Origin of the sequence: uncultured Stenotrophomonas sp. (genome assembly GCF_913778665.1) — a bacterium.
Lineage (GTDB): Bacteria > Pseudomonadota > Gammaproteobacteria > Xanthomonadales > Xanthomonadaceae > Stenotrophomonas.
The window spans coordinates 275,375-300,870 of record NZ_CAJYVQ010000011.1 but is presented as its reverse complement, the minus strand read 5'-3'; the positions used below and the strand labels follow the sequence as shown (position 1 = coordinate 300,870).

General features: G+C 68.2%; 20 protein-coding genes and 2 pseudogenes. 20 read left to right on the top strand and 2 right to left on the bottom strand.

What is annotated here, in order from left to right; all coding sequences use genetic code 11:
• Positions 1 to 141 precede the first annotated feature (141 nt).
• The 7 genes from glgA to glgX are packed head-to-tail and all read left to right on the top strand — an operon-like array spanning position 142 to position 12,271.
• The gene (gene glgA, locus QZ853_RS16665; protein WP_295575543.1) at positions 142 to 1,668 is read left to right on the top strand and encodes a glycogen synthase GlgA; all 1,527 of its coding nucleotides are present in this window, start codon (positions 142 to 144) and stop codon (positions 1,666 to 1,668) included.
• On the top strand, positions 1,665 to 3,899 hold the full coding sequence (locus QZ853_RS16660) for a 1,4-alpha-glucan branching enzyme (RefSeq protein WP_295575539.1): 2,235 nt from the start codon (positions 1,665 to 1,667) through the stop codon (positions 3,897 to 3,899). The genes glgA and QZ853_RS16660 overlap by 4 nt, the downstream gene beginning before the upstream one ends.
• Positions 3,896 to 5,614: a malto-oligosyltrehalose trehalohydrolase gene (treZ, locus tag QZ853_RS16655; RefSeq protein WP_295575537.1), complete on the top strand. Its 1,719-nt coding sequence runs from the start codon at positions 3,896 to 3,898 to the stop codon at positions 5,612 to 5,614. Before QZ853_RS16660 ends, treZ begins: the two co-directional genes overlap by 4 nt.
• A complete protein-coding gene (locus QZ853_RS16650) occupies positions 5,611 to 7,455 on the top strand; it encodes a 4-alpha-glucanotransferase (protein ID WP_295575535.1) in 1,845 nt (614 codons plus the stop codon). Before treZ ends, QZ853_RS16650 begins: the two co-directional genes overlap by 4 nt.
• On the top strand, positions 7,452 to 10,025 hold the full coding sequence (gene treY / locus QZ853_RS16645) for a malto-oligosyltrehalose synthase (protein WP_295575533.1): 2,574 nt from the start codon (positions 7,452 to 7,454) through the stop codon (positions 10,023 to 10,025). The genes QZ853_RS16650 and treY overlap by 4 nt, the downstream gene beginning before the upstream one ends.
• Positions 9,994 to 10,164 carry a DUF2934 domain-containing protein gene (locus QZ853_RS16640; protein ID WP_080354897.1) on the top strand — a complete coding sequence of 57 codons (171 nt, stop codon included), beginning with the start codon at positions 9,994 to 9,996 and terminating at the stop codon, positions 10,162 to 10,164. The genes treY and QZ853_RS16640 overlap by 32 nt, the downstream gene beginning before the upstream one ends.
• A complete protein-coding gene (glgX, locus tag QZ853_RS16635) occupies positions 10,151 to 12,271 on the top strand; it encodes a glycogen debranching protein GlgX (protein WP_295575530.1) in 2,121 nt (706 codons plus the stop codon). The genes QZ853_RS16640 and glgX overlap by 14 nt, the downstream gene beginning before the upstream one ends.
• A 68-nt stretch (positions 12,272 to 12,339) precedes the next feature.
• On the opposite strand, the gene QZ853_RS16630 is transcribed toward glgX, so the two are convergent.
• Positions 12,340 to 12,654, bottom strand: a complete 315-nt coding sequence (locus QZ853_RS16630) for an AzlD family protein (protein WP_295575528.1) — start codon at positions 12,652 to 12,654, stop codon at positions 12,340 to 12,342.
• A complete protein-coding gene (locus tag QZ853_RS16625; RefSeq protein ID WP_295575526.1) occupies positions 12,651 to 13,382 on the bottom strand; it encodes an AzlC family ABC transporter permease in 732 nt (243 codons plus the stop codon). Before QZ853_RS16625 ends, QZ853_RS16630 begins: the two co-directional genes overlap by 4 nt.
• A gap of 130 nt (positions 13,383 to 13,512) precedes the next feature.
• On the opposite strand from QZ853_RS16625, the gene QZ853_RS16620 reads away from it, so the two are divergent.
• From QZ853_RS16620 to QZ853_RS16565, 13 genes and pseudogenes are all read left to right on the top strand, one after another.
• Positions 13,513 to 13,977 carry an Lrp/AsnC family transcriptional regulator gene (locus QZ853_RS16620; protein ID WP_295575523.1) on the top strand — a complete coding sequence of 155 codons (465 nt, stop codon included), beginning with the start codon at positions 13,513 to 13,515 and terminating at the stop codon, positions 13,975 to 13,977.
• Between the two features lie 307 nt (positions 13,978 to 14,284).
• The gene (locus QZ853_RS16615; RefSeq protein ID WP_345777910.1) at positions 14,285 to 14,965 is read left to right on the top strand and encodes a TonB C-terminal domain-containing protein; all 681 of its coding nucleotides are present in this window, start codon (positions 14,285 to 14,287) and stop codon (positions 14,963 to 14,965) included.
• A gap of 16 nt (positions 14,966 to 14,981) precedes the next feature.
• The gene (locus tag QZ853_RS16610; protein WP_295575519.1) at positions 14,982 to 15,512 is read left to right on the top strand and encodes a sigma-70 family RNA polymerase sigma factor; all 531 of its coding nucleotides are present in this window, start codon (positions 14,982 to 14,984) and stop codon (positions 15,510 to 15,512) included.
• 69 nt (positions 15,513 to 15,581) lie between these two features.
• Entirely contained in the window at positions 15,582 to 16,574 is a 993-nt protein-coding gene (locus QZ853_RS16605; RefSeq protein WP_295575517.1) for a DUF4880 domain-containing protein, read from the top strand.
• 58 nt (positions 16,575 to 16,632) lie between these two features.
• Positions 16,633 to 16,920 (top strand): annotated as a pseudogene (locus tag QZ853_RS20590) (hypothetical protein); the annotation flags it as partial.
• A pseudogene (locus tag QZ853_RS16600) lies at positions 16,919 to 17,143 on the top strand (putative porin); the annotation flags it as partial. The pseudogenes QZ853_RS20590 and QZ853_RS16600, both read left to right, overlap by 2 nt.
• A gap of 98 nt (positions 17,144 to 17,241) precedes the next feature.
• Positions 17,242 to 17,571, top strand: a complete 330-nt coding sequence (locus QZ853_RS16595; protein ID WP_295575514.1) for a hypothetical protein — start codon at positions 17,242 to 17,244, stop codon at positions 17,569 to 17,571.
• Between the two features lie 164 nt (positions 17,572 to 17,735).
• Complete coding sequence (locus QZ853_RS16590) at positions 17,736 to 18,239, top strand: RNA polymerase sigma factor (protein WP_295575511.1); 504 nt, start codon at positions 17,736 to 17,738, stop codon at positions 18,237 to 18,239.
• A gap of 82 nt (positions 18,240 to 18,321) precedes the next feature.
• Positions 18,322 to 19,278 carry a FecR domain-containing protein gene (locus QZ853_RS16585; protein WP_295575508.1) on the top strand — a complete coding sequence of 319 codons (957 nt, stop codon included), beginning with the start codon at positions 18,322 to 18,324 and terminating at the stop codon, positions 19,276 to 19,278.
• 182 nt (positions 19,279 to 19,460) lie between these two features.
• On the top strand, positions 19,461 to 22,583 hold the full coding sequence (locus QZ853_RS16580; protein ID WP_295575505.1) for a TonB-dependent receptor: 3,123 nt from the start codon (positions 19,461 to 19,463) through the stop codon (positions 22,581 to 22,583).
• A 54-nt stretch (positions 22,584 to 22,637) separates the two neighbouring features.
• Positions 22,638 to 23,402, top strand: coding sequence for a Slam-dependent surface lipoprotein (locus QZ853_RS16575; RefSeq protein WP_295575503.1), 765 nt, complete (start codon positions 22,638 to 22,640; stop codon positions 23,400 to 23,402).
• A gap of 89 nt (positions 23,403 to 23,491) precedes the next feature.
• Entirely contained in the window at positions 23,492 to 24,946 is a 1,455-nt protein-coding gene (locus QZ853_RS16570) for a porin family protein (RefSeq protein ID WP_295575500.1), read from the top strand.
• 144 nt (positions 24,947 to 25,090) lie between these two features.
• Complete coding sequence (locus tag QZ853_RS16565; protein ID WP_295576318.1) at positions 25,091 to 25,495, top strand: response regulator; 405 nt, start codon at positions 25,091 to 25,093, stop codon at positions 25,493 to 25,495.
• Position 25,496 lies beyond the last annotated feature (1 nt).

Below are 25,496 nucleotides of genomic sequence, written 5' to 3'. Positions count from 1 at the left end.
TGGTTGATCGCATGCAGGGCTATTGTCCTGTTGAGCCTCTCGCTGGCGTCCCCCACGTCCTGCGTCGACTTCCCTCCCAGTATCAGCGCCCGTCCGGGCGCCGCTGGTGTCTGTCTGCCTGAAGCATCCGAGATCATCCCCATGGCCCGCGCCACCCAATCCGCTCCACCCGTTGCGTTCTCTCCCGTTACGCCCGTGCCGATCGGCACCCGCTGCGGCCACTCGCAACCGTTGGATCTGCCGGAACTGGTGCAGCGCGTGTTGTTCGTTGCCACCGAGATGGCGGACTTCGTCAAGGCCGGTGGCCTGGGCGACGTAGCCGCGGCCCTGCCGCGTGCGGTGCGCGGTGCCTGTGATTCGCGCGTACTGCTGCCTGGCTACCCCGAGGTACTGCAGCGCCTGCCACAGCTGCAGCGGGTGGGTCAGGTCAGCGCGCGGGCCGGCTTGCCGGCGTGCACGATCGGCATGGCCGTGCAGGCCGACGGCCTTCCGATCTACGTCCTGCTGTCGCCGGAGCTGTACGAGCGTGAGGGCTCGCCCTACGTGGACGGGCAGGGCCAGGAGTGGAAGGACAACGCAGTTCGTTTCGCCACGCTTTCGCATGCGGCAGCGGAGATTGCAGCCGGGCGTGCCGGGCTGGACTGGTCGCCGCAGCTCCTTCACCTGAATGACTGGCCGGTGGCCATGGCAGCAGCCTACGTGCGTTGGGACCGGACGGCGGTGCCGACCCTGCTGACGATCCACAACCTGGCTTACCAAGGGCTGTTCCCGTACGCGCTCGCGCCGGTGCTGGGCGTGCCGGCCGAGCATCTGGATGAGCTGCACTTCCACGGGCAGATGTCGTTCCTGCAGGGCGGCATCACCAATGCCACGCGCCTGAACACGGTGAGCCTGCGCTACGCGCAGCAGATCACCGCCCCGGATGACGGCTGCGGGCTGCATGATCTGTTGGCGCGTCGCGCGGCCGGCGGGCACCTGAGCGGCATCGTCAACGGTATCGACGCCAGCTGGGACCCACGCCGCGACATCCATCTCAAGGCCCACTTCGGCATTGGGGAGTGGACCGGGCGCGCCACCAACGCCCATGCGGTGCGCAAGGCGTTCGGGCTGGCGCCGTCGACCGGGCCGCTGTTCGCGGTGGTCTCGCGGCTGGTGCACCAGAAGGGCCTGGACATCACCTGCGACGTGGCGCCACAGATCGTGGCGGCCGGCGGCCAGCTGGTCATCATCGGCGGTGGCGAGCCGCAGGTGGAAGCGCAGGTGCAGGCGCTGGCCCGGCGCTACCCGGGGCGGGTGGGTGCCTTCATCGGGTTCGAGGAAGCGCTGGCCCGCCAGATGTTTGCCGGTGCCGATTTCCTGCTGATGCCTTCGCGCTTCGAACCCTGCGGGCTGAGCCAGATGTACGCGCAGCGCTTCGGCTGCCTGCCCATCGCGCACGCGACCGGCGGGCTGGTCGATACCGTTGAGGATGGCGTGACCGGATTCCTGTTCCACGGCGCCAATGCCGATGGCCTGCGCCGCTGCGTGGAACGGGCGATGCGCACCTTCCGCCTGCCCGGCCTGCTGCAGGCCATGCGCCGCGCGGCCATGCTGCGGCCGGGCGGTTGGGATGCGGCAGGGCGCGCGTATCTGGCGTTGTACCAGCAGACCTGCCAGGTGGCCGCATGAGCCACGACAGCCTGCCTCTGGCCGCACTGGAGGATGAAGCCATCACCGAGACGGGATTGGACCAGCGCATCGCGCCGGCGCTGGAGGACCTCGTCCACGCGCGCCCGGCCGATGCATTCGCCTGGCTGGGCCCGCATCGCCAGCCAGAAGGCGGACGCCAGCTGCGCGCGCTGGTGCCGCACGCGCAGCGCGTCGAGGTGATTGCAGACGACGGGCGGCGCTGGGACCTGTCCCCCGGCCCGTTGCCAGGCCTGTTCGAGGGCGCGGCCGGCGACGCAGCGATACCGCTGCTTGCCCTGCACTTCGAGCAGGGCGTGGAGCAGGTGCACGATGCCTATGCGTTCGGTCCACTGTTGGACGAGGCACTGCTGCAGCGGTTCCATGCCGGTGATGCCGATGCGGCGCGGCAGCTGGGTGCGGTGCCGATGCAGGTGCAGGGCATAGCGGGTGTGCGCTTCGCGGTGTGGGCGCCCAATGCCCGGCGGGTCGCCGTGGTTGGCGATTTCAACGGGTGGGACGGCCGACGCCATCCGATGCGGCTGCGTCACACCGCCGGCGTGTGGGAACTGTTCCTGCCCGGTGTGCAGGCCGGTGCCCGCTACAAATTCCGCATTGTCGGCGCCGACGGCCGGGTGATGCCCGATAAGTGCGACCCGATGGCGCGCTGGGCCGAGCTGCCACCGGCTACCGCCTCGCGAGTGCCCTCGGCCGCGCCGATGCAGTGGCACGATGACGCATGGTTGGCTGCCCGCCGCCAGGCAGCAATCCGCGCACCGCTGTCGATCTACGAAGTGCATGCGGGTTCCTGGCAGCGCAGCGACGATGGTACGCCGCTGGACTGGGATGCCTTGGCCGACCGGTTGATTCCGTACGTGGCCGGACTCGGTTTCACCCACATCGAGCTGCTGCCGGTCAGCGAGCATCCCTTTGGCGGTTCCTGGGGCTATCAGCCGCTGGGGATCTACGCGCCTACGGCACGCCACGGTACACCGCAGGCCTTCGCAAGCTTCGTGGACCGCTGCCATCAGGCCGGCGTAGGGGTGATCGTGGACTGGGTGAGCGCCCATTTCCCCAACGATGCCCATGGCCTGGCCGGGTTCGACGGCACCGCGCTGTACGAGCATGCCGACCCGCGCGAAGGGGTGCACGCCGACTGGGACACGCTGATCTACAACTATGGCCGCAACGAGGTGGCCGCCTACCTGATCGGCAGTGCATTGGAATGGGTGGAGCGGTTCCACATCGACGGTCTGCGCGTGGATGCAGTGGCGTCGATGCTGTACCGGGATTACAGCCGAGCCGAGGGGGAATGGGTACCCAACGAGCAAGGCGGGCGCGAGAACCTGCAGGCGGTCGCTTTCCTGCGGCGGATGAACCAGACGCTGCGGGAGCGCTTCCCGGACGTGCTGGTGATTGCTGAGGAATCCACCGCGTGGCCGGGGGTGACCGCGCCGGTGGAGGAGGGCGGGCTTGGCTTCACCCACAAATGGAACATGGGCTGGATGCACGACACCCTGCAGTACCTGGGACGCGATCCGGTCCATCGCCCGCATCACCACAGCCAGATCAGCTTCGGCCTGGTCTACGCGTTCTCCGAGCGGTTCGTGCTTCCGCTATCACATGACGAGGTGGTGCACGGCAAGGGAGCGTTGCTGGCCAAGATGGCAGGCGAGCCAGCCCAGCGGCTGGCCCAGCTCCGCGCGTATTACGGTTTCATGTGGGCGCATCCCGGGAGCAAACTGCTGTTCATGGGCGGTGAGTTCGGCCAAGGCCATGAGTGGTCGCACGATGCGGCACTGGACTGGGTACAGGCGGCCAGCGGTGAGGGCCGGGGCCTGTCGCGCCTGGTGGGCGACCTCAATGCCGTGCTCCGCGCCGAACCCTCGCTGTATCGTGACGAGCGTGACGAGCGCAGTTTCGCCTGGAGCGTGGCCGACGACAACCGGAACAGCGTCTATGCCTTCATCCGCCGGGATCCTGCCGGCAGCGGCCGCACCCTGCTGGTGGTGAGCAACTTCACCCCGGTGCAGCGCGACGGGTACCGGGTCGGCGTGCCGCAACCGGGCCGTTGGACCGAACGTCTCAACACCGACAGCGGGTATTACGGTGGCGGCAATGCGGGAAACCTCGGTGCGGTGCATACCGAGCCGAGTCCGATGCATGGTCATGCCCAGTCGCTGCGGCTGACGCTGCCCCCGCTGTCTACGCTGTACCTGCAGGTTGAAGCATGACCACAGTGGCCCCGCGCTTGGGCGCATGGCCGGTGGCCGGCGAAGGTGTGGAGTTCCGCGTGTGGGCACCGGATGCAAGGACGATGGCGCTGTGCCTGCACGGCACCCAGCGGCCGATGCAACGCGACCCGGACGGCTGCCACTGGCTGCGAGTACCGGCATCGCATGGCGACCGCTACCGGTTCCGCCTGCCTTCCGGCCAGGACATACCCGACCCGGCCTCGCGCTGGCAGCCGGACGGCATCGACGGCGACAGCGCGGTGGTGCTGGATGCGGACGCGACGGGTCCTGCCTGGCACGGGCATGCCTGGCAGGACCTGGTGATCTATGAGGTGCATATCGAGGCCGGCGGTGGCTTTGCGGCGTTGACCGCGCAGCTGCCGATGCTGGCCGCGATAGGCATCACCGCCATTGAACTGATGCCGGTCGCGCAGTTTCCCGGGCAGCGCAACTGGGGTTACGACGGCGTGTTCCCGTATGCGCCGGCCCATGCCTACGGCGGGCCGTCAGCGCTGAGGGCCTTCATCGAGGCGGCGCACGACGCTGGGCTGTCGGTGCTGCTGGATGTGGTCTACAACCACTTCGGACCGCAGGGCAACCACCTGCGCGACTACGCGCGTGGGTTCTTCCGTGACGATCGCAGCACGCCGTGGGGCGAGGCCATCGACTTCCGCCAGCCCTGGGTGCGACGGTTCTTCATCGACAATGCGCTGATGTGGTTGCGCGACTACGGCTTGGATGGCCTGCGCCTGGACGCGGTGCACGCCATTGACGATGACCGATTCCTGCAGCACCTGGCCGATGAGGTACGCGCAGTGGCCCCGCACGCGCACCTGGTGCTGGAGAACGAGCGCAACCAGGCGCGGTGGCTGCGCGGCGCCTACCAGGGGCAGTGGAACGATGACTTCCACAATGCGCTGCACGTGATGCTGACCGGCGAGCAGGAGGGCTACTACGCGGCCTACGCCGGTCGCGCTGAAGCACTGCTGGCCCGCTGCCTGGCCGAGGGGTTCGCCTGGCAGGGCGAACCGGATCTGCGCGGCGATCCCCGCGGCGAACCCAGTGCCGACCTGTCGCCCGCGCGTTTCGTGGTATTCGCACAGAACCATGACCAGGTGGGCAACCGCGCTCTCGGCGAGCGCCTGTCGATGCTGACTGATCCCGCCCCGCTGCGCGCTGCACTGGCGCTGACCCTGCTGACGCCGATGATCCCGCTGCTGTTCATGGGCGAACCGTGGCAGGCGCAATCGCCCTTCCTGTTCTTCACCGACTACGCGCCGCCGCTGGACGAGGCGGTGCGCGAGGGGCGTCGCCGCGAGTTCTCCGGTTTCAGCGCCTTTGCCGACGCCGCCGCGCGCGCGCGTATTCCGGATCCGAACGACCCGGCCACCCTGCAGGCGTCGTACACGCCGCCGCCCGGCGATGATCCCTGGTCGCAGCACTGGCTGCGCTGCACGAGCGGGTTTCTGACCCTGCGCAGGCGCTATCTGCAGCCTGGTGTGCTGCAGGCGAGGTCGTTGGGTGCGCGCGTGCTGGGCGAAGGCGCGGTGCAGGCGGGCTGGCAGTTGCCATCTGGCCAGTGGTGGATCGCGATCAACGTGGGTCCGGTGCCGGTAGCGCATGCGGTGCCGGCCGGCGAGTGCGTCGTGGGGCCGGACGCTGCGGGGATGCTGCCGGCAGGCGGCGGCGTGGTTGCTTGTTGGGTTGCCGCATGAGTACGGATGCGGCGGTGCGGGAGGCGGCGCGCCGCGCGGGCCTGCTGGATCGCTGGACCGACGTGGCCGGTGTCGAGCGCGAGGTCGCGCCGGACGTGCTGCGCGCCGTGCTGGAGGGGCTGCAGCGGGATGCGGCACCCGAGCACGCAGGCCTGCGCACAGCGTGCTGCGGGCAGCTGCTGATGATGCCGGAGGCAACGGGCGCAGCGTGCTGGGTGGATGACCAGGGCACGGAGCTTCCCGCACGTGCCGACACGCGAGGGCGCTGGCGTGTGCCGGACCAGCCGGGCTACTGGCAGTGGTGCCAGGGCGGGCAGCAATGGGCGGTGGCAGTGGCGCCACAGCGTGCCTGGTGGCCGCAGGGCATGTTGCGCGGCTGGGGCCTGTCGGCACAGGTCTACAGCCTGCGCGCGCCCAGTGATGCCGGCATCGGTGACAGCGCCGGCTGCGCGCGGTGGAGCGAGCTGCTGCACCGCCACGGCGGCGACGCACTGGCGTTGAGTCCGCTGCACGCGGGCTTGCCACCGGGCCCGGGGTACAGCCCCTATTCGCCCAGCGACCGGCGCTGGCTCGACCCGCTGCAGGTATCCCTGCCGCAGGTACTGCCCGATGCTGCCAACAGCGTACTGGGCGGGGACGAAGCGCTGGCGGCGGCCGTGGAAGCAGGGACGGCCGCACGTCGCATCGACTGGCCGCACTCGGCGGCAGTGAAGTGGCGCTGGCTGCGGCAGGTTCGCCAATGGATTGCATCGCAGGCACCGGTGCAGCGCGCGCAGATCGAAACCTGGTGTGCCGTGCAGGGCGATCCGCTGCGGCACTATTGCCAGCATGCCGCCGACCCCCTCACCGGCAGCGCGGACGACCATGCGTTCGCGCAGTGGTTGGCACAGCAGGGGTGGGCGCAGGTACAAGCGATGCTGCGCGCCGAGGGCGCGTCGATCGGGTTGATTGCCGACCTGGCCGTGGGCTGCGCGCCGCAGGGCGTGGAGGCATGCACCGGTGGTGCTGATCTGCTGCAGGGACTTGAGCTGGGTGCGCCGCCGGACGCGTTCAATCCGCTTGGCCAGGCCTGGGGCATCACCAGCTGGTCCCCATTGGCGTTGCAGCGCGAGGGCTTCGCACCCTACCTCCGCGTGCTGCGCGCCGTGATGGCCGGCCGCGGCGGGCTGCGCATCGATCACATCCTGGGCCTGCTGCGGCTGTGGGTGCTGCCCCGTGGCGCGGGCGCCGGGCAGGGGGTGTACCTGCGCTATCCGTTCGATGATCTGATCAACCTGCTGGTGCTGGAGTCATGGCGGCATCGCTGCGTGCTGATCGGCGAAGACCTGGGCGTGGTTCCGCCGGGCATGCGCCAGCGGCTGGCAGCCCGGGGCATTCTGGGTATCGAGGTGCTGCCGTTTGCCCGCAACGGCGCGCGCTTCCTGCCGGCGCCGCAGTGGCGCCGCGATGCGGTGGCGATGCCCTCCACCCATGACCTGCCGCCGCTGGCCGGCTGGCTGCGCGGGCGTGACCTGCGCTGGCGTGCACGCCTGGGTGAGCTGGCGGATCTGCCCGCGGCACTGCGCGCGCGCGCAAGCGACGCGCAGGCACTGTCTGCGGTGGCCGGCGGCGCGGGCGCGCCGCTGGACGCCGGGGCGCTTTCACTGGTCGCCCACTCGGCGTCCCGGCTGGCGTTGCTGCCGCTGGAAGATGCGCTGGGCGGTCGCGCACAGGTGAACCTGCCAGGCACTGTCGACGGCCATCCCAACTGGCGCCGCCGCCTGCCGCCGACATGGGATGCTGACGCTGCCGATGCGCGCGTGGCGCGCCTGAGTGCCACGCGCCGCAGGGCCGGGCAATGACGGGGCTGCGTGCCACCGCGCGCCTGCAGCTGCACGCAGGCTTCGACCTCGGGGCGGCTGCCGCGCAGGTGCCTTACTACGCCGCGCTGGGCGTCAGCCACCTTTACCTGTCACCGATCGCTGCTGCGGTGCCCGGGTCGAAGCATGGTTACGATGGTATCGACCCGGCTCGCATCAATCCGGAACTGGGCGGTGAAGCGGCCTTCCGGCAGCTGGCGGAAGTGACGCGCGCGCACGGTATGGGCCTGATCCTGGACATCGTACCCAACCATCTGGCGGCGTCCCCGCACAGCCAGTGGTGGAGCGATGTGCTGATGCACGGGCGTCGAAGCCCGCACGCAGCGTGGTTTGACATCGACTGGGAGGCGCCGGGCTGCGAGGGCCGGCTCTGGCTGCCTGTACTGGATCGGCCGTTGCACGACGCCGTGCGCGACGGCGTGGTGCGCGTGGTGGCGGACAACGCGAGGCCCGTGCTGCGTCACCATGGGCTGGCATTGCCGCTGTCGCCGCGCAGCCATCCGCTGGAACCGGCGCAGTGGCCGGCGTGGGCCGAACGCTGCAATCGCAGCGTTGAGCGGTTGCACACGCTGCTGCAGCGGCAGCATTACCGACTGGCCTGGTGGCGCACGGCCGGCGATCAGGTGAACTACCGGCGCTTCTTCGATATCAACGAACTGGCCGCGCTGCGAGTGGAGCGCGAGGATGTGTTCGAGGCAGTGCACGCACTGCCCCTGCGGCTGGTACGCGAGGGCTGGGTCGACGGCCTGCGCATTGACCATGTGGATGGCCTGTCTTCGCCCGGTGCCTACCTGCACCAGCTGCGTGCGTCGCTCGACGCGGCCTGCGCGGCCGGCGGTCGTGACCCACAGTCAGTGAGCGTGCATGTGGAGAAGATACTGGCGGAGGACGAGCAGCTGCCCGATGGCTGGGCCTGCGACGGCACGACCGGCTATGACTTCATGGACCAGGTTGGTGCGTGGCTGCATGACCCGGCAGCTGCACCCGCGCTTTCACGCGCCTGGCAAGCCGCGAGTGGCGACGCGCGCAGCTTTGACGACTTGCAGCAGGGTGCCCGCGGCATGCTGCTGCGCACGTCACTTCACGCTGATTTCCAGCGGCTGCTGCGCAGCGCGCAGCAGGTTCTGCAGCCACGGCTGGCCGAAGCCGATATCGGACTGGCTGCGCTGGCGCGCGCATTGGCTTCAGTGCTGGGGCATTACCGCACCTACCGGCCCTATTCGCTGCAGGGGGCGGGCGAACGAAAGGCGCTGGCGGACGCCGCCGCGGCGGCACGCGAGGCGCTGGACGGTGCGGCACGCGCGGCGCTGGATCTGCTGCTGCGCGGGCTTCCGGGCGACGCGCTTGCCGATAGCGCGCTGCGCGTGCGCTTCGCTCAACTGGCCGCGCCGTTGAATGCCAAGTCGGTGGAAGACACCGGGTTCTATCGCTACTTCAGGCTGCTGTCGCGCAATGAAGTCGGCAGTGATCCGCAACGGCTGGGCATGGAGGGGCGCGAGCTGCTGGACCATGCCGCGGTGCGCTTGCGGCGCCATCCAAAAGCATTGCTCGCGCTGGCGACCCATGATCACAAGCGCGGGGCGGACAGCCGCGCGCGGTTGGCAGTGCTCAGCACCTGCACGACGGAGTGGCGGGCCGAGGTACGGCGCTGGAGCCGGATGGCGACCAAGGCCGGGATGCCGCTGCCATTGCCAGGCGCGGAGGCGTATGCGCTGTGGCAGGCGCTCGTAGCGGCGTGGCCGATGCATGGCGACCCGAGCGCCGACTTCGCATCGAGGATGGTGCAGTGGTCGATCAAGGCGTTGCGCGAGGGCAAACGGGTCAGCAGCTGGTCCGATCCGAACGTGGCCGTGGAGAAGGCCGCCGCGCAGTGGCTGCACGCACTTCTGGATGCAGCAGCATTGCAGCCGGTGCGGGAGGCGCTGGCGACCTTCGTGGCGCGCATCGCGCCGGCAGGCGCCAGCAATGGGTTGGCACAGCTGTGCCTGCAGCACTGCCTGCCCGGCGTGCCCGACCTCTACCAGGGCGGCGAAGGCTGGGACCTGAGCCTGGTGGACCCGGACAATCGGCGTGCCGTGGACTTTCCGGCGCGGCAGGCGTGGCTGCGCGACGCGCGCGCGTGGCCCGCGCTGCTGGAGGAGTGGCGGGACGGTGGTATCAAGGCATTACTGCTGCGGCAGTTGCTGGATTGCCGCCGCAGGCATCCGTGCCTGTTCCTGCGCGGCCAGCTGCATTGGCTATCCCTGCCTGCGCCCTCGCCCTGGCTGGCATTCACGCGCAGGCATGAGGCGCAGGTGCTGCTGGTGATCGTGCGGCGTGGTTCGCCCACCGCCATGCCCGGTCCCGGCCTGCGCACGGCGCACGAGGTCGGTACCGGCGTGACGCTGCGCGGGCTCCCAGCAGGCCCCATGCGCAACCTGCTGGACGGGCGCATCGAACATTTCAACGCAACCGCGGATGTGGGCAGGCTTCTGGCTGGCAGCCCGCTGGCAATATGGATCAACGAGGAGACAGGTAGGGATGGACAGCAGGGAACGACGGCAGCGGATTGAGGCACTGGCACACCAGATCTGGGAAGCAGAGGGTCGCCCGGACGACCAGCAGCAGCGGCACTGGCACATGGCCGAGCGGCTGGTGGAAGCCGAGATTGCCGCCGCGCGCGGCGAGGAGGGAAGCGATGGCCAGCCGTAAATGGGCACAGACCTCGCGCGTGCGCGAAGGGCGGCCCTTCCCGCTGGGTGCAACCTGGGACGGGCTGGGCGTGAACTTCGCGCTGTACTCACGGCATGCCACCCGGGTGGAGCTCTGCCTGTTCGACGCCCGCAACCGCGAAGTGGAACGCATCGCGCTGCCGGAATACACCAATGAGATCTGGCATGGCTACCTGCCCGATGTGAGGCCCGGACAGCGCTACGGCTACCGGGTGCATGGCCCGTATGCGCCGGAGGAAGGCCATCGTTTCAATCCCAACAAGCTGTTGCTGGACCCCTACGCCAAGCAGATCGTCGGCGAGCTGAAATGGGCGCCACACTTGTTCGGCTACACCCTCGGCCATCGCGATGGCGACCTCAGCTTCGACCGCCGCGACAGCGCCGGCTACATGCCCCGCTGCGCCGTGATCGATCCCGCCTTCAGCTGGGGCGCCGAGCGTGCGCCCGCCACGCCCTGGGACCGCACCGTGATCTACGAAGCGCACGTGCGCGGGTTGACCATGCAGCACCCCGGTGTTCCGCAGGCCGAACGAGGCACGTTTTCCGCGCTGCGCCATGATGCGCTGGTCGACCATCTCAGCGACCTTGGCGTGACCGCCATTGAGCTGCTGCCGGTGCATGCCTATGTGGATGACCAGCAGCTGCTTGAGCGTGGCCTGCGCAACTACTGGGGGTACAACACCATTGGCTTCTTCGCGCCGCAACCGCGCTACCTGTCGCTGGGTACGGTGGCCGAGTTCAAGCAGATGGTCGCGCGGCTGCACAATGCCGGGATCGAGGTCATCCTGGACGTGGTCTACAACCACACGGCCGAGGGCAACGAGCTGGGCCCCACGCTGTCGTTCAAGGGAATCGACAATGCCAGCTACTACCGTCTGGCCGATGATCGCCGCTATTACATCAACGATACGGGCACTGGCAACACATTCGATCTGACCAATGCCGGCGCGCTGCGCATGGTGATGGACTCGCTGCGCTACTGGGTGACCGAGATGCGGGTGGATGGGTTCCGGTTCGACCTGGCCACCATTCTCGGCCGCGAGCGGCATGGCTTCGACGCCTCGGGCAGCTTCCTCGATGCGGTACGCCAGGACCCGATCCTGAGCCAGGTGAAGCTGATCGCCGAGCCATGGGACATCGGCCCGGGTGGCTATCAACTGGGGCAGTTCCCGCCAGGCTGGGCGGAATGGAATGACCGCTTCCGCGATACGGTGCGCGCGCTGTGGCGCGGCGATGGCGGCCAGCTGCCGGAGTTCGCTACGCGTTTCACCGGCTCTGCCGACCTGTTCGAACATCATGGCAGGCGCCCCTCGGCGAGCATCAACCTGGTGACGGCCCACGATGGGTTCACGCTGCACGATCTGGTCAGCTACAACGATCGACACAATGGGGCCAACGGCGAAGACAACCGCGACGGGCATTCGCACAATCTTTCCAGCAATCACGGCGTGGAGGGCGACACCGACGATCCGGCGATCCTCTCCCTGCGCGCGCGGCAGATGCGCAACCTGCTGGCTACGCTGCTGCTGGCGCAGGGAACGCCGATGTTGCTGGCCGGCGACGAGTTCGGCCATTCGCAGCAGGGCAACAACAACGCCTACTGTCAGGACAACCCGCTGAGCTGGATCGATTGGGAGCGTGCTGCGGGACCCGCCGCCCAGGCCCAGGTCGCATTCGTGCGCCGCGCGCTGTCACTGCGCAGGCGCTACGGCCTGTTGCGCAGGAACCGGTTCCTGCGCGGTGAATACGATGAAGCACTGGGCCTGCGCGATATCGACTGGCGGCATCCTGATGGCCGCACGATGGAGGAGGCGGACTGGCATGATCCAGCGCTGCGGGCACTGCTGATTGTGCTGGACGGTCGAAGTCCCGACAGCGGCCTGCGCGAGCCTGGACGGCATGTCAGCCTTGCCCTGCTGCTCAACGCCGGGGACCAGCCGCAGCGGTTCCACGTGTCGGATGAGGCGCTGTCGTTCCGGCGCGTATTGCTGCAGACCGATGAGACGCCGGTGGAGCCGGACGAGGCGGGTGCCTGGACCCTGCCACCGCGCAGCCTGTGGGTGCTGGCGGCCAGCAGCAGCGGCTGACGGCAGCGCGTGCCCAAGCCATGCGGTCATCGATCGTCAGTGCCGGGCCGTGCCCGGCGCCCGTCCAGTCAGCTCATCAGATAGCGCAGTGCGCCGGCCGAGATCACGCCGATCAGCACCGTCGGCAGCATCGACAGCCGCGTGGCGGCCAGCAGGGTGATCGCCAGTGCGGCCAGGTCGGCGGGCTTGTCGGCGACGAAGTCCGGCGCGATCACCGAGATCAGCACGCAGCCCGGCGCGGCCTCCATCACTGTCACCGCACGCTGGCTCAACGTGCGGTTGCGCAGCGCGAGGAAGCCGACGATGCGGGTCAGGTAGGTGGCGGCAGCCATCAGCACGATGGTCAGCACGGAGGTCCAGTGGATCAGTCCGTTGAAGATCATGCTGCGTCCTCCGCCAGCAGCCAGGCAGCCGCCAGGCCGGCCAGGGCGCCGCTCGCCACGTACCACGCGCCCGGGATCAGCAGGTGGGTGGCAGCGGCCACCACCAGGCTGACCAGCCACGGCCGCGCCGCCTTCATGCCTTGCCACATGCCGCGCAGCAGCACCAGGAACACGGCGGGGAAGGCCATGTCGAAGCCGTAGGCGTGGATGTCGCCCAGCATCGGTCCGACGATCGCGCCCAGCGCGGTGCAGGCCACCCAGACTGTGTACAGGCCGGCTGACACGCCCAGGTAGTAGGCCAGGCTGAAGCCAAGCGCGCGGCGGCGTGCATCGGCCACGCCCATCGCCCAGCTTTCATCGCACATGAAGAACAGGGCCGGAAGCACCCGGCGGCGTGGCAGGTGCTGCAGGAGCGGGGCCAGGCTGGCGCCCATCAGCAGGTGGCGGCTGTTGACCAGCGCGGTGATCGCCACGATCAGGGCGATGTGCGGCGGCGAGGTCCAGAGTTCGACCGCCGCGAATTCCGAGCCGCCGGCGAAGTTGAGTCCGGTCATCAACGGCACTTCCAGTGCGCTCAGGCCCTTCTGGGCCGCTTGGGCGCCGAGTACCAGGGCGAAGGGAATGAAGCCGACCATTACCGGTACGGCGGCGCGCAGGCCTCGCAGGAACTCGGCACGCGGTGCGGTATCGCAGGTATCGGGCAGGGGAAGGGTGGTACGGGCGTCCATGGAACGGCACAGCGAGATGGGGGTGGTGGCTCATGCTAGCGGTCCGATCGCAAAATCGGGTTGCGTTGATGCCATTGGATTCGGGAATATTGAAATTGCATGCGGCCATCGCCGCCAATGGTGAAATGCAATGCAGTGCCAACTCGACAACCTTGATCGACGCATCCTTGACGCCCTGCAGCGCGATGGGCGCCTGCAGAACCTGGAGCTGGCCCGGCAGGTGGGCCTTTCGCCTTCGGCCTGCCTGCGGCGGGTGCGGTTGCTGGAGGAGGGCGGTTACATCGACCGCTACGTGGCCCTGCTGAATGAGGCCAAGGTCGGCCACGGCTTCACCGTGTTCGTGCGCGTGTGGCTGCGCGGGCAGGACGAAGACACCACCCATCACTTCATCAACAGCATCAAGTCTTTCCCGGAAGTTCTTGAATGCCATCTGATGGCCGGTGACTGCGATTTCCTGCTGCGGGTGGCGGTGGCTGACCTTGATGCCTACCGGCAGTTCCAGATGCAGCACCTGAACCGGATTGCCGGGGTGCAGAACACCAAGACCGAAATTCCGATGCAGCGGATCAAGCAGACGACCCAGCTGCCGCTTTGAGGGATGGGATTTGTGGCCGGGTTGCACCCGGCACCTGCGGCAGTGCCGGCGGCTGGCCGACAACCTCAGGAGCAACAGCAACAGCGATGCCTGGTGCGGCGAGGGGGTATCGCCGTCCTTTCTGCTCGAGTCATTGATTCCTGATGGGTGATCGGCTTAGCGGAGCCTGGCTCGACGTCGGTCGTAGGCGGTCATCGCAATGACATGTGGTCCGGGTACGGTTTGAGCCCGCTTGCGGGTCGAGCGCGGGCCGGGGCTCCGGTCGTGCCGCGCGTCCACTGCAGCTGCTGTCGCTGCCGAGGGTCATGTGTTCTACGTCAGGGGGCTGAATGGACACCATGCGATCAGAACGTGGAGGCTGGCCATCGCCGGATGGTTGCTGCTGCCCTATGCCGCTGTCGCACAGGACGGTGTTCATGCCTACGACATCCCTGCGCAGCCGCTGGAACAGGCGGTCGAGCACTTCAGCGTCATCAGCGGGTGGTCGGTGATGTACCCCGGTGACCTGGCCGCCGGTCGCAGCAGCCATGCGCTGCAAGGTGACCTGCCGCCGCTGCTCGCATTGCAGGCACTGCTGCAGGACTCCGGGGTCGAGGCCGAGGTGATTGGCGAACAGCGCGTGGTGCTGCGCCGTGGCGCCTCTAGCGCCGGCCGAGCCACCCTTGATGCTGGACTGCCCGACGCCGAGCGCCGGCGCCGTTATGGCGGCCTGCAGCAACGCCTGCGCGATGCGTTCTGTGGCGATCCCGACCTGGCTCCAGGTCGCTACGCCGCGACCCTGCGTTTCAGCGTTGGCAATGACGGCCAGGTGTACTCCCCCGAACTGCTATCCGGCAGTGGCAATGCGCGTCGCGATGCACGCCTGCTGCAGGCGCTGCAGGCGCTGACGCTGGCAGCCGATGCCGCCGCGTTGCCGCAGCCGGTGACGCTGCAGATCCGCCCTTCCGGCACCGACCACGACTGTGGCCGGCGTGCGCCCCTTCCATGACTTCAAGGATTCGAACATGAGCAACGGTGCGGCTGCGGCAGTTGACCTGATGGACCATCTTCTGGGCGCCTATGACGAGCTGAAGCGCCGGCTGGTGCGCAAGCTGGGTTCGGAGGAGCTGGCCGGCGATGCGCTGCAGGACACCTGGATGCGCCTGAGCGCGCGCCGTGACCGCCTGGACGCCGTGCAGAATCCGGTGGCCTACCTGCTGCGCATGGCCATGAACACCGTGATCGACCGCCAACGTGCCGACCATCGGCTGCTGAGCCTGGAGGAAGTGGACACGCTGATGGACATGGCCGACCCGTCACCGGGCGCGGCGCAGGCCGCCGAACTGGAGTTCGCGCTGGAAGACATGGTCGGGCTGCTGCAGCGCATGCCCGAGCGCCGGCGCCGCATCCTGCTGGCGATCCGCGTCGACGGCCTGCAGCAGCGGGATGTGGCCGATCACCTCGGTGTGTCGCTGCGGCTGGTGCAGCGCGAGCTGAAGGCAGCCCAGGACTACCTGGCCGAGCGCAGCGGGCAGGGGCGCCAGGTGCGGCTCTGAGCGACGGCATCCGTCTACACTTTGACGCCGAGCAGAACCCCGCAGCGTGCGGGTCCGGCATGAGCCCTCATGGATCCTGACGATCGCCCGCAACGCCCGCTGGATGCCGTCGAGCGTCAGGCCCACGCGTGGGTGGTGCGATTGACCTCGGGCGAAGCCACCGCCGCTGATGGGAGCAGGTTCCGCGCGTGGTGCGAGGAAGACCCGCGCCATCGCGAGGCGTTCGGTCGTGCGCGCCGGCAATGGGAGCAGGTACGCCTGGCGGGCGAGCAGTTACCCGCAGATGCACGGCAGCCTGTCGCGCCGACTGTCGCGCCGACACCGGCCCAGCGCTGGAGCCGCCGCGCCTTCCTCGGCGCCGCCATGGCGGCGCCGGCCAGCTTGGCCGTGGTGGCAGCGCTCCGCCCGCCGCTGGGGCTGTGGCCATCGGTGACGGCGATGGCGGCCGATTTCCATACAGGCTCCGGTGAACGGCTGCAGATCGCGCCTTCGCTGCAGTTGAAGATCCAGCTGGATACGCAGAGCAGCCTGCGCCGGCGCGCTGGCGCGCAGGGCGAAGGTTTCGAACTGATGCAGGGGCAGGCCGCGATCGAGGCCCGGGCCGGGATGCGCCTGGCGCTGTTTGCGGGGCCAGGCTGCGTGATCGCCGATGAAGGTGCGGTGCGCCTGGACGTGCGCAACACCCAGGGCCAGGTGCGGGTGACCTGCCTGCAGGGCAGTGCCCGAATCGAGCACCCGCAGGGCCGGCTGCAGCTGCAGGCCGGCCAGCAGACCCGGTACGACGAGCGTCTCAGTGGCGTGGTGGCCGAGGCCGTGGCTTCGGAAGTGAGTGCCTGGACCGAGGGCATGCTGGTGTTCCGCCGCGCACCGCTGCGTGAGGTGATGGCTGAGATCAATCGTTACCGCCGCGGCAAAGTGATGCTGGGCCAAACCGCGCTGGCGCGTGCGCCGGTGAGCAGGCGATTCCGCATTGATGATCCGGATGCGGCGCTGGAACAGCTTAGGTTGACGATGTCGCTCGCGCTGCGTCGCTTTCCCGGTGGTATTGCCGTCCTTGGTTAGATGAAGGCGCTGGCCGTGCGCACCGCGCAGGGCTGTTGCAAGCAAGGAGAAGCCAAGGATGCGCAATGAGACCATCGGCGTGGTGGATCTGCGCCGCAATCTGTCGGCGTTGCTGGAAACCACGCAGCAACGCCCCTTGATGGTGCACCGGTACGGCTCGCCGTGGGTGTGCGTGGTGTCCGACGCGCAGTGGCGGCAGCAGGCCGTGCTGCTGGCGTTCGAGCCGCAGGCGCATCCGCTGGCTATGCTGCTGCGGCTGCAGCAGCAGGTACTGCCGTTCTGCGAAACGGGTGCGCTGTCGCCTGCGGCGCTCGCTCGCGCGTGGCTGCTGATGCGCATGCACGGCCCTGCTGGGTTACAAGCGCATCGAAGCCGATGCGCTGCCCGATGCCTACAACGATCCGAACTTCCACCTGGGTGGTACCAATGCCCGTGGCTACTACGTGGGCGGCGCCTACGCGCTGGACGCGCGCAGCTGGATCAGCGGCAAGTGGATGGCGGCCAAGGAAGTGTCCGGCGCGCCGTTGTCGATCGATGTGTTCCAGCTGGAATTCAACACCGGGTTCTGAGTGGTGGGCGTGATGGGGATCACGTAGTACGTGGCGGGGGCGCAGCGATGCGCCCGTCTAAGGAAAGGAGACCACGCGTTGTTCAAAAGGAGGAGTGGATGAGCCGTCGCAAACTGTTCGAGAGTCCCGAGCCGTCCAGCCAGTCGTTGGGCATCGGGCCGGCCTACGTGTCGGTGGAGGGGCTGCGCCAGCACCTGGCGGAGTTCCTGCTCTATGCCGGCCGACCGGTGGTCATCATGCGCGGACGCAGCGAAGTGGGCTATTTCCTGCCAGCGCGCTGCTGGCGCCAGCGCGACGACGATCCGCTGGCGGCTGTGGCCGCCGACCAGGTGCTGGCGGCGGCCGGGTTCCAGGCCGAGGACATCCAGCAGGTGGAACAGGAGTTCAACGCCATGCGCCAGCGCACCGTGCTGCATTCACGGCGCTGAGCGGTATGTGGAGCCGAGCCCACGCTCGGCTTCCCGTTGCGCGAGGTTCCAGATCCACGCGATACGTGGATGCAGGAACTTGCCGCCTGCGGCCGCGCAGCCCACAATCCACGTCCGGACCGTCGCCATCACGCCCATCATTCCCCGGTCCGGCCTTGGCACCTATGTCTCCCAATGCCCTGGCGTTGGTCGAGCTGCTCATCCGCGAGCGCAGTGCGTTGTCTCGCTTCATCGCGCGCTACCTCGACCCGGCCAGCACCGAGGACACTCTGCAGAACCTGTACCTGAAGGCCAGCAGTGTGCCCGGCGATCCGCCCATCCTGGAGCCTCGCGGCTATCTGTACCGCATGGCCTACCACCATGCGCTCAACCGCAGCCAGGCCGATGCCCGCGAGCGGCGTGCGATGGCCGAGTACGCCGTCGACATGGCCGAGGCACGCGGCGATGGCGAGGCGCAGGCACTGGACCAGGCGCAGCTGCGCGAGATCACCCGAACCATCCTCGCCCTGCCGGCACAGGTGCGCGAGTGCTTCGTGCTCAACCGTTATCTGGGCCTGAGCGAGCGGGAGATCGCCACGCGACTGGGAATCTCCAAGAGCCTGGTCGGTAAGCATGTGCTGCGCGCGGCGCTGCGGATCCAGCAGCACCAGCAGGGAGCGCGTCGATGAGCGGCGATTACCGTGGGCAGATCGCCCCCACCGTTGTCACAACAGGAAAGCGCACCCGTTCGTGGTGCGGCAGGCGACAACCATGACTACGTCCGAACCCTCGCCGCGTCAGGCCAGGCAGGCGTTGCGCTGGGTGATCCGGTCCAGTGCAGGCCTGCTGCCGGAACGCCAGCAACGAGCCCTGCAGCGATGGCTGCAGGCCGATCCGCGCCATGCGCTGGCCTGGCGCCGGCAGCAGGCGTTCTGGCAGGGGCTGGATGCGGCCGGGCCGGAGGTGCTGGCCGCGCTGCCGGAGCTGACCGCGGACCGCCAGGGGCTGCGCCTGATCGCGCCGCGTCGGCGCTTGCCATGGCTGCTGGCCTCGGCCGCGGCAGTGGTGATGATGGTCGCGGCCGCACCGCATGCGCTGCTGCTGGCGCGTAGCGACCTGCGCAGCGGCGATGCGCCGTGCGTGGCGCGGCTGGACGATGGCAGCACCGCGGTTCTCGACGCCGGCACCGCGCTGGCACTCGAGTTTGACGACCAGCAGCGACGACTGCGCCTGCTGCGCGGCCAGGCCTGGTTCCAGGTGGCGCATGAGCGGCGGCCGTTCCAGGTCGACGCTGGCGGTGGCCAGATCCTGGATATCGGCACCGCCTTCAGCGTGTCGCTGCAGGGCGCCACGATCATCACCCAGGTCAGCGAGGGCGTGGTTGATGTACGCCCCGGCGACGGCAGCGTGCAGCGCCTGCGTGCCGGACAGATGCGCGCGTTCCGTGACGGGCGCTGGCTGCAGCCGCTGCGGCGGGCTGCGCCGGAGGCGATGGCGCCGTGGCGGCGCGGTGAGGTGGCGATCGACGACCAGCCGGCCGCGCAGGCGATCGCCGATCTTGCCCGCTACCGGCGTGCGCCGGTATGGGTGCTGAGCGGGCAGGGCGCACGCGTGCGGGTCAGTGGCCTGTTCCATCTGCAGCAGCCGGAGACGGCCATCGATGCGGTGGCCACGCAGGCAGGCCTCCGGGTGCAGCGCTTGCCCGGTGGTGTGTTGCTGGTGTGGTGAAGCACCTGCGGAGCATGGATGAGCCGGCTGCATGAAAAGAACATGAAAAAACCGTGGGCAGTCGCTGCGCCCCATTGTCTGTAGAGGTATAGCCAGAGCGAAACACCGTTTCTCCTCAAGCCACAGACGCCACCGGCACCGGATGTACCGCTGGTCCCGCCCCGCTTGAGGAGTTGCTGCCCATGCCTTCCACGGCATCTGCCTGTCATCGCCGCGCCACCGTGCTGGCCCTGGCCATTTCCATCGCTCTGTTGCCGCTGGCCTGGGTGCCGGCCGTGCAGGCACAAGCGGCGGCCGCCGCGCCACTGCGCACGTACGCCATTCCGGAGCAACCGCTGGCCGATGCGGTGCGTGCCTTTGGCCGCCAGGCCGACGTGCAGGTGGTGTTCCGCAGTGATCTGGTCGAAGGCCATCGTTCCAGTGCGGTGCAGGGCGAGTACAGCCAGGTGCAGGCCCTGCAGCAGCTGCTGCGCGGCAGCGGTGTGCGCGCACAACGCGGCATGGACGGCACCTGGACCCTGCGTGCCGCAGCGGAGGCCGGTGAAGGGGAAGGGGTGCGGGTGACCGGCACCCTGGACGTGGCCGGCCGCCTGCAGCCGGAAGGGGGCGAGGCCCGCGATCGGCGCGGCTACGATGATGTGTTCGCGCTGGACCTGACCACGGCGTATTCGGGGCGCGACCGGGTGGAGCGCTACCGCGGCTCCAATCCGGCCGACGTGGTCAAGGATCTGGTCGGCGTGTTCAGTGGTGATGCGCGCAACAGCGGCGCCCTGGACATCAACATCCGCGGCATCCAGGGGCCGGGACGGGTGCCGGTCAGCATCGACGGGGGCGAACAGGCGCTGACCGTCTGGCGCGGCTACAACGGCGTCAGCAACCGCAACTACATCGATCCCAACCTGATTGGTGGCATCCAGGTCATCAAGGGGCCAGGGCTGGTGCGCGATGTGCACAGCGGGATCGGTGGCGCGCTGGTGATCAAGACCATCGACGTCGATGACATCGTCGCTGCCGGCGAGCGCTTCGGCGGGGAGCTGAAGATCGAAGGCAGCAGCAATGCGGTGGCGCCTCGCCTGCCGCGCCTGCACACCGGTGAGGACTACCGCACGGTGCCGGGCTTCCCGCAGGGCTCGCCAGCCTCCCCCTACGATGACCGCACGCTGGTGGTGCCGGTGAAGTCGCGCAGCGGCAACAATCCTTTCGACGGCGAGGACCAGGCCTGGCGCCTGGCGCTCGGCTACCGCGGCGACACCGTGGACCTGATGGCCGCCTATGCCTGGCGCAAGCGCGGCAACTACTTCTCCGGCGGCAAGGGCAGCGCTTACTACGACCAGGAACCGCGGGAACAGTTCGAGTACCAGGGCATCGACTACATCACCACGCTGGCGCGCTATTTCAAGCCCGGCGATGAAGTGCCCAACACTTCAAGCGAGCAGGAATCGTGGCTGGTGAAGGGGACGTGGCAGATAAACGACGACCAGCAGCTGAAAGCAACCTGGCGGCGCACGTTGTCGCACTACGGCGAGATCATGCCGTCGCGCATCCTGTCAGCGCCGGACTACGGCCGCATCCAGTGGCCGCTCAGCCGCGTCGACTCCGATGCCTGGAACCTGGAGTACCGCTGGCAGCCGGCCGGCAGGCGCTGGCAGGACCTGTACGCCAACCTGTGGCGCACCGAAACGGAGAGTGATACCTACACTGCAGGCGGCTTTCCCAATTTCGCACCGGGCAATCCGGCGTGGAATCCCGGGGTCAGCCCGATCCTGCGCAACACCGCACTGGGCAACGCGCGCAATGATCGTACCGGCCTGGCCCTGAGCAACCGCTTCGCGCTGCATTCCACGCTCGACCTGACCGTGGGTGGCAACTGGCAGTACGAGAAGCTCGCGTCGCGTGACCCGTACTTCGGCACGACCGATGGCTGGCGCATGTTTCCGCGTGCCGGCCGCCGCCAGGAGGGCGAAGGCTACCTCAACCTCGAATGGCGACCGGTTGAGTTCCTGACCCTCAACGCCGGCGTGCGCTACAGCCGCTACTGGGCCTTCGATGACTTCCTGCAGGCGCATCCGGAGCTGCTGACCAAGGGCGTGGGCAGCAAGGAGGCCACCTACCGGGTCAACGAGCTGCCCGAGCGCCCGGCCAGCCTGCAGGCGGAGATCGATGCGCTGCAGGCCGACCGCGAGTTCTGGGAAAGCATCGGCATGGGCTGGGTGGTCGATGATGCACTGCGCGGCCTGCTGGCCTACTACGAAACCCCGCAAGCGGTAGAGCACCGGGTGCCGTGGTTGCCCGATGCCAACGGCAACTATGCGCGTGCGACCAACCCCTGCCTCAACGGCCAGGTGGCTGCCATTCCCGGCGTGCTGCCGGTCTACCCCGGCAGCGACCTGGTCTGCACTATCGGCAACACCATGCAGACGCGGCCTGTGGACGGGCGCAATGATCGCCAGCGTGATCACGCGTGGCTGCCCACCTTCTCGGCCACGGTGAACCTGTCCAGGTCAGCGCGCGTCTACCTGCGCTACAGCGAAGCGGTGCGTTTCCCGAGCATGTTCGAAAGCACCATCGCTTTCTCCAGCAGCCTCAATCCGCTGTACACCCTCAAGCCCGAGCACGCCCACAACTACGAGCTGGGCTACGTGCACAACCTGTCGGGTCTGTTCGGCAACACCGCCGATGCCGATGTCAAGCTGGCCTACTACGTGCACAAGACCCGCAACGTGATCGAACGCGATGCGTATTTCCGGTTCGACAACATCGACAAGCAGACCATCCGTGGCATCGAACTGCAGGCACGCTTCGACAATCGTCGCTTCTTCACCGACCTGGGCATCTCGCGCACGCTGGAAAACAAGGTCTGCGACGAAAGCAGCGCCGTCCTGCTTGACGCCAACCGCGGTTTGGTGCCGAACTGCGTGCAGGATGGTTTCGTCAGCGGCTACCTGCTGACCCAGGCCATTCCGAAACTTTCGGTGAACTGGTCGCTGGGCACGCGCCTGTTTGACGAGCGCCTGGAACTTGGCAGCCGCATCGTCCACTACCGGCGCCACGACAACCCCGATCTGCAGGCCTACCGCGACCGGTTGCTGGCCGGTGGCAGCAGCCTGCTCTGGCAGAACGTGCCGTTCACCTGGGGCAACATCACCACCGTCGATGCCTATGCGCGCTGGCGCTTCAGCAACCATGCCAGCGCCGAGCTGGTGGGCAGCAATCTCGGCAACCGCTACTACGTCGATCCGGCCACGCGCTCCACGCTGCCGGCGCCCGGCCGCACCCTCAAGCTCGGCATCACCGCGCGCTTCTGACCTGCCGCTTTCAACCGTTGTACCCGTAGTTCCCACAACCCAAGGAGCAATACCATGAAGATGATCTCCCGCTCGGTGCTCGCCGTTGCTGCCACCTTTGCCCTGGCCGGTGCCGCGCATGCCGCTGACATCGTCGGTGCGGCCAGCCCGGTGACCGACGCCGAGCTGTACGTTGCCGTCGGCGAATCGCAGGTCAACGGTGGCCCGCACCAGGCAGGCAAGGCCGGTATCGGCGTCGGCACCGTCTCCAACGCCAAGCCGGTCGATTTCCAGGGCCTGAGCCTGTACTCGGGCACCACCACCGTCAATGGCACCGCCGTGCGCACGCTGGCCATGCCGATCACCGGTGCACCGGGCAGCCATGCTGGCATGGGCCACTTCAACTTTGTCAAGGTTGGCAGTGGTGACGTGTGGTTCGGCGAATGGTCCAAGGATGGCGCCGCCGGTGGCTTCAACAACCGACAGGTGTACTTCGCTGGTGACCGTGCCGGCACCACGCTGCCGGCCGGTGTGGCCACCTACAGCGTGGCGGGCCTGAACAAGTTCAACGGCAGCAATCTGCTGTCGGGCACCTTCCGCGCCAACTTCGGCAGCGGCACCCTCCTCGGCGGCCTGACCGGTGGCGGCCTGTCGATCAACGTCAACGCCAACATCAACAGCGCCACCGCCTCGTTCGCCGGCACCGCTACGGCCAACGGCAGTGTCACCGGCACCACCCACGGCCAGTTCTTCGGCGCCAACGCGGCCGCCCTGGCCGGTATCGCCACCTTCAGCGGCAACAGCCAGTACGACACCGCCTTCGGCGGCAGCAAGAACTGATCGCCACGCCCCTGACGGGGCAGGGCAGGGACAAGCCGCGATCCGCCAGTCCCTGCTTAGGCCCGTTGTACGCCCCACACGGATCGACCATGCGCCACCCCATCTTCGTTCTCGTTCTGCTGCTGGCCGCCGCCGATGTGGGCGCCCAGCAGGACGATCTGCGTCGTGTTCTTGAGCAGGGCAGCGAACTGCGCCACCAGCAGCAGGACCAGCAACGGCTGCAGCAGGCCGAATCGCAGCGGCCGACCATCACCATCGACGGCCAGACCCTGCGCGTGGAGCGCACCGTCGACGACCTCGGCCAGGCCCTGTACCTGTCGCTGCAACAACAGCAGTGGCAGGCCGCCGCCGCGTTCCTGAGCGAATACATTGAACTGCCCGGGCACGACCCGTTGCTGCGCCACTATGCGCAGGGCGCGTTGGCGCGGGTAGCCGGTGACCACGCGCGGGCCGCACGCGAATACCAGCGCCTGCTTGCCAGGCAACCGGATTTCCTGCCAGCGCGCCTCGAACTGGCGCGTGTCTACGCCGAGGACCAGCGTGACCACGAAGCCGTGGCACTGTTCAGCGTGATCGCCGCCGACATCAATCGTGATGATCCCGCCACGGCTGGCGTACGCGCGCGCGTCGACGGCTATCTGACCGCGCTGCAGGCACGGCAACGCTGGAAGGGCGCGCTGGCAGCCGGTACTGCGTGGAGTGACAACACCAACCGCAGCTCGGCCAGCCGCACCTGCTTGTTCGGCGTCGGTGCGGACTGCATCATCGAGCGCAAGTTGCCGGATGCGCAACGCGCTGCCGGACTGGACTACGACGCCAACCTCGAACGGCGCTGGGCATTGTCGGGTCACCACGGCCTGTACGTGCGCGGGCTGGCGTTCGGCCAGGCCTGGCGTGGGCACAGCGCCTACAACGAACTGAGCGCCAGCGTGCAGGCTGGCTACAGCTGGCGCAGCGCCCGCCACACCGTGCGGCTCGCGCCCAGTTACGACTACCAGGCACTGGGCAATCATCCATTGCAGGGTGGCAGCGGTGTGCACGGTGAATGGCAGTACGCGCTTGATGCACGCAGCCTGCTGAAGCTGGAGGCCGACTGGAAGCGGCAGCGCTACCGGCAGCAGGGGCTGGCCGACAACTACGATGGCGAGCTGGCCGCCCTGTACGCGACCTGGTTCCGTGCACTGAACCCGCGTTGGACCGTGTTCGCCGGTGTCGACCTGACCGACAGCAGTGCCGCCGACGCCGCCAACGGCTACCGCCAGCGTGGCATCCGCCTGGGCCTGGCACGGCAGTGGAGCGGCACCACCGCCACCGTGTTCGCATCGCTGCGCGAGCGCGACTACGATGCGTGGAGCCCGCTGCTGGAGGCACGCCGCCAGGACAGCGAACAGAACGTGATCGCCATCGTGCGCAGCGAACGGTTGGCGGTGGCTGGCCTGGTACCCAGCCTGAGCCTGCGCTACGCGCGCATCGACAGCAACGTCGGCTGGCTGTACAGCCATGACCGCAGCCTGCTCAGCCTGAAGTGGGAGCGGGCCTTCTGAGACGGCGCCGACCATGCATGCACGTCCGGGGTGAATGGCGCGTGGTGGCGTTCGCCATCGATCGTCACGCCCCCTTGTAACCCGTTTCGCGCATCCTGCCCACATTGCGGCGAGGCATGCTGCGGGTACGGAGGAGTGCAGGGCGTGCGGGAAGCAGGTAACAAACCAGAGGGCCTGAACGGCCTGCGTGTACTGGTGGCAGAAGATGAATTCGCCATCGCGATGTTCCTGGTCGACTATCTGGAGCTGAAGGGCGCGGAGGTGGTCGGGCCGGCCGGTGATCTGGCGGCGCTGGGCAAGCTGGTCGACACCCAGCCGATCGATGTCGCCCTGCTGGATATCAATCTGGGTGGCGAACAGGTCTATCCGTTGGCCGATCGGCTCGCTGCGGCCGGCACTCCTTTCCTGCTCACCTCCGGTTACGACGACAATCTGCCCAGCCGCTTCGCCGAGGCTCCGCGCTGTACCAAGCCGTATCACATCGAGGCCCTGGTCCAGCAATTGGCTGCACTGGTGGCAGCACCGCAGGCTTCTGCGGGCATCGCCTGAT

Coding starts and splice junctions, on each gene's coding strand:
- QZ853_RS16630 (WP_295575528.1), bottom strand. CDS start 12,654: ATGATCTTCAACGGACTGATCCACTGGACCTCCGTGCTGACCATCGTG.
- QZ853_RS16660 (WP_295575539.1), top strand. CDS start 1,665: ATGAGCCACGACAGCCTGCCTCTGGCCGCACTGGAGGATGAAGCCATC.
- QZ853_RS16590 (WP_295575511.1), top strand. CDS start 17,736: ATGTCTCCCAATGCCCTGGCGTTGGTCGAGCTGCTCATCCGCGAGCGC.
- QZ853_RS16605 (WP_295575517.1), top strand. CDS start 15,582: ATGGATCCTGACGATCGCCCGCAACGCCCGCTGGATGCCGTCGAGCGT.
- glgA (WP_295575543.1), top strand. CDS start 142: ATGGCCCGCGCCACCCAATCCGCTCCACCCGTTGCGTTCTCTCCCGTT.
- QZ853_RS16580 (WP_295575505.1), top strand. CDS start 19,461: ATGCCTTCCACGGCATCTGCCTGTCATCGCCGCGCCACCGTGCTGGCC.
- QZ853_RS16595 (WP_295575514.1), top strand. CDS start 17,242: ATGAGCCGTCGCAAACTGTTCGAGAGTCCCGAGCCGTCCAGCCAGTCG.
- QZ853_RS16610 (WP_295575519.1), top strand. CDS start 14,982: ATGAGCAACGGTGCGGCTGCGGCAGTTGACCTGATGGACCATCTTCTG.
- QZ853_RS16570 (WP_295575500.1), top strand. CDS start 23,492: ATGCGCCACCCCATCTTCGTTCTCGTTCTGCTGCTGGCCGCCGCCGAT.
- QZ853_RS16585 (WP_295575508.1), top strand. CDS start 18,322: ATGACTACGTCCGAACCCTCGCCGCGTCAGGCCAGGCAGGCGTTGCGC.
- QZ853_RS16640 (WP_080354897.1), top strand. CDS start 9,994: ATGGACAGCAGGGAACGACGGCAGCGGATTGAGGCACTGGCACACCAG.
- QZ853_RS16575 (WP_295575503.1), top strand. CDS start 22,638: ATGAAGATGATCTCCCGCTCGGTGCTCGCCGTTGCTGCCACCTTTGCC.
- QZ853_RS16625 (WP_295575526.1), bottom strand. CDS start 13,382: ATGGACGCCCGTACCACCCTTCCCCTGCCCGATACCTGCGATACCGCA.
- glgX (WP_295575530.1), top strand. CDS start 10,151: ATGGCCAGCCGTAAATGGGCACAGACCTCGCGCGTGCGCGAAGGGCGG.
- QZ853_RS16650 (WP_295575535.1), top strand. CDS start 5,611: ATGAGTACGGATGCGGCGGTGCGGGAGGCGGCGCGCCGCGCGGGCCTG.
- treY (WP_295575533.1), top strand. CDS start 7,452: ATGACGGGGCTGCGTGCCACCGCGCGCCTGCAGCTGCACGCAGGCTTC.
- treZ (WP_295575537.1), top strand. CDS start 3,896: ATGACCACAGTGGCCCCGCGCTTGGGCGCATGGCCGGTGGCCGGCGAA.
- QZ853_RS16620 (WP_295575523.1), top strand. CDS start 13,513: ATGCAGTGCCAACTCGACAACCTTGATCGACGCATCCTTGACGCCCTG.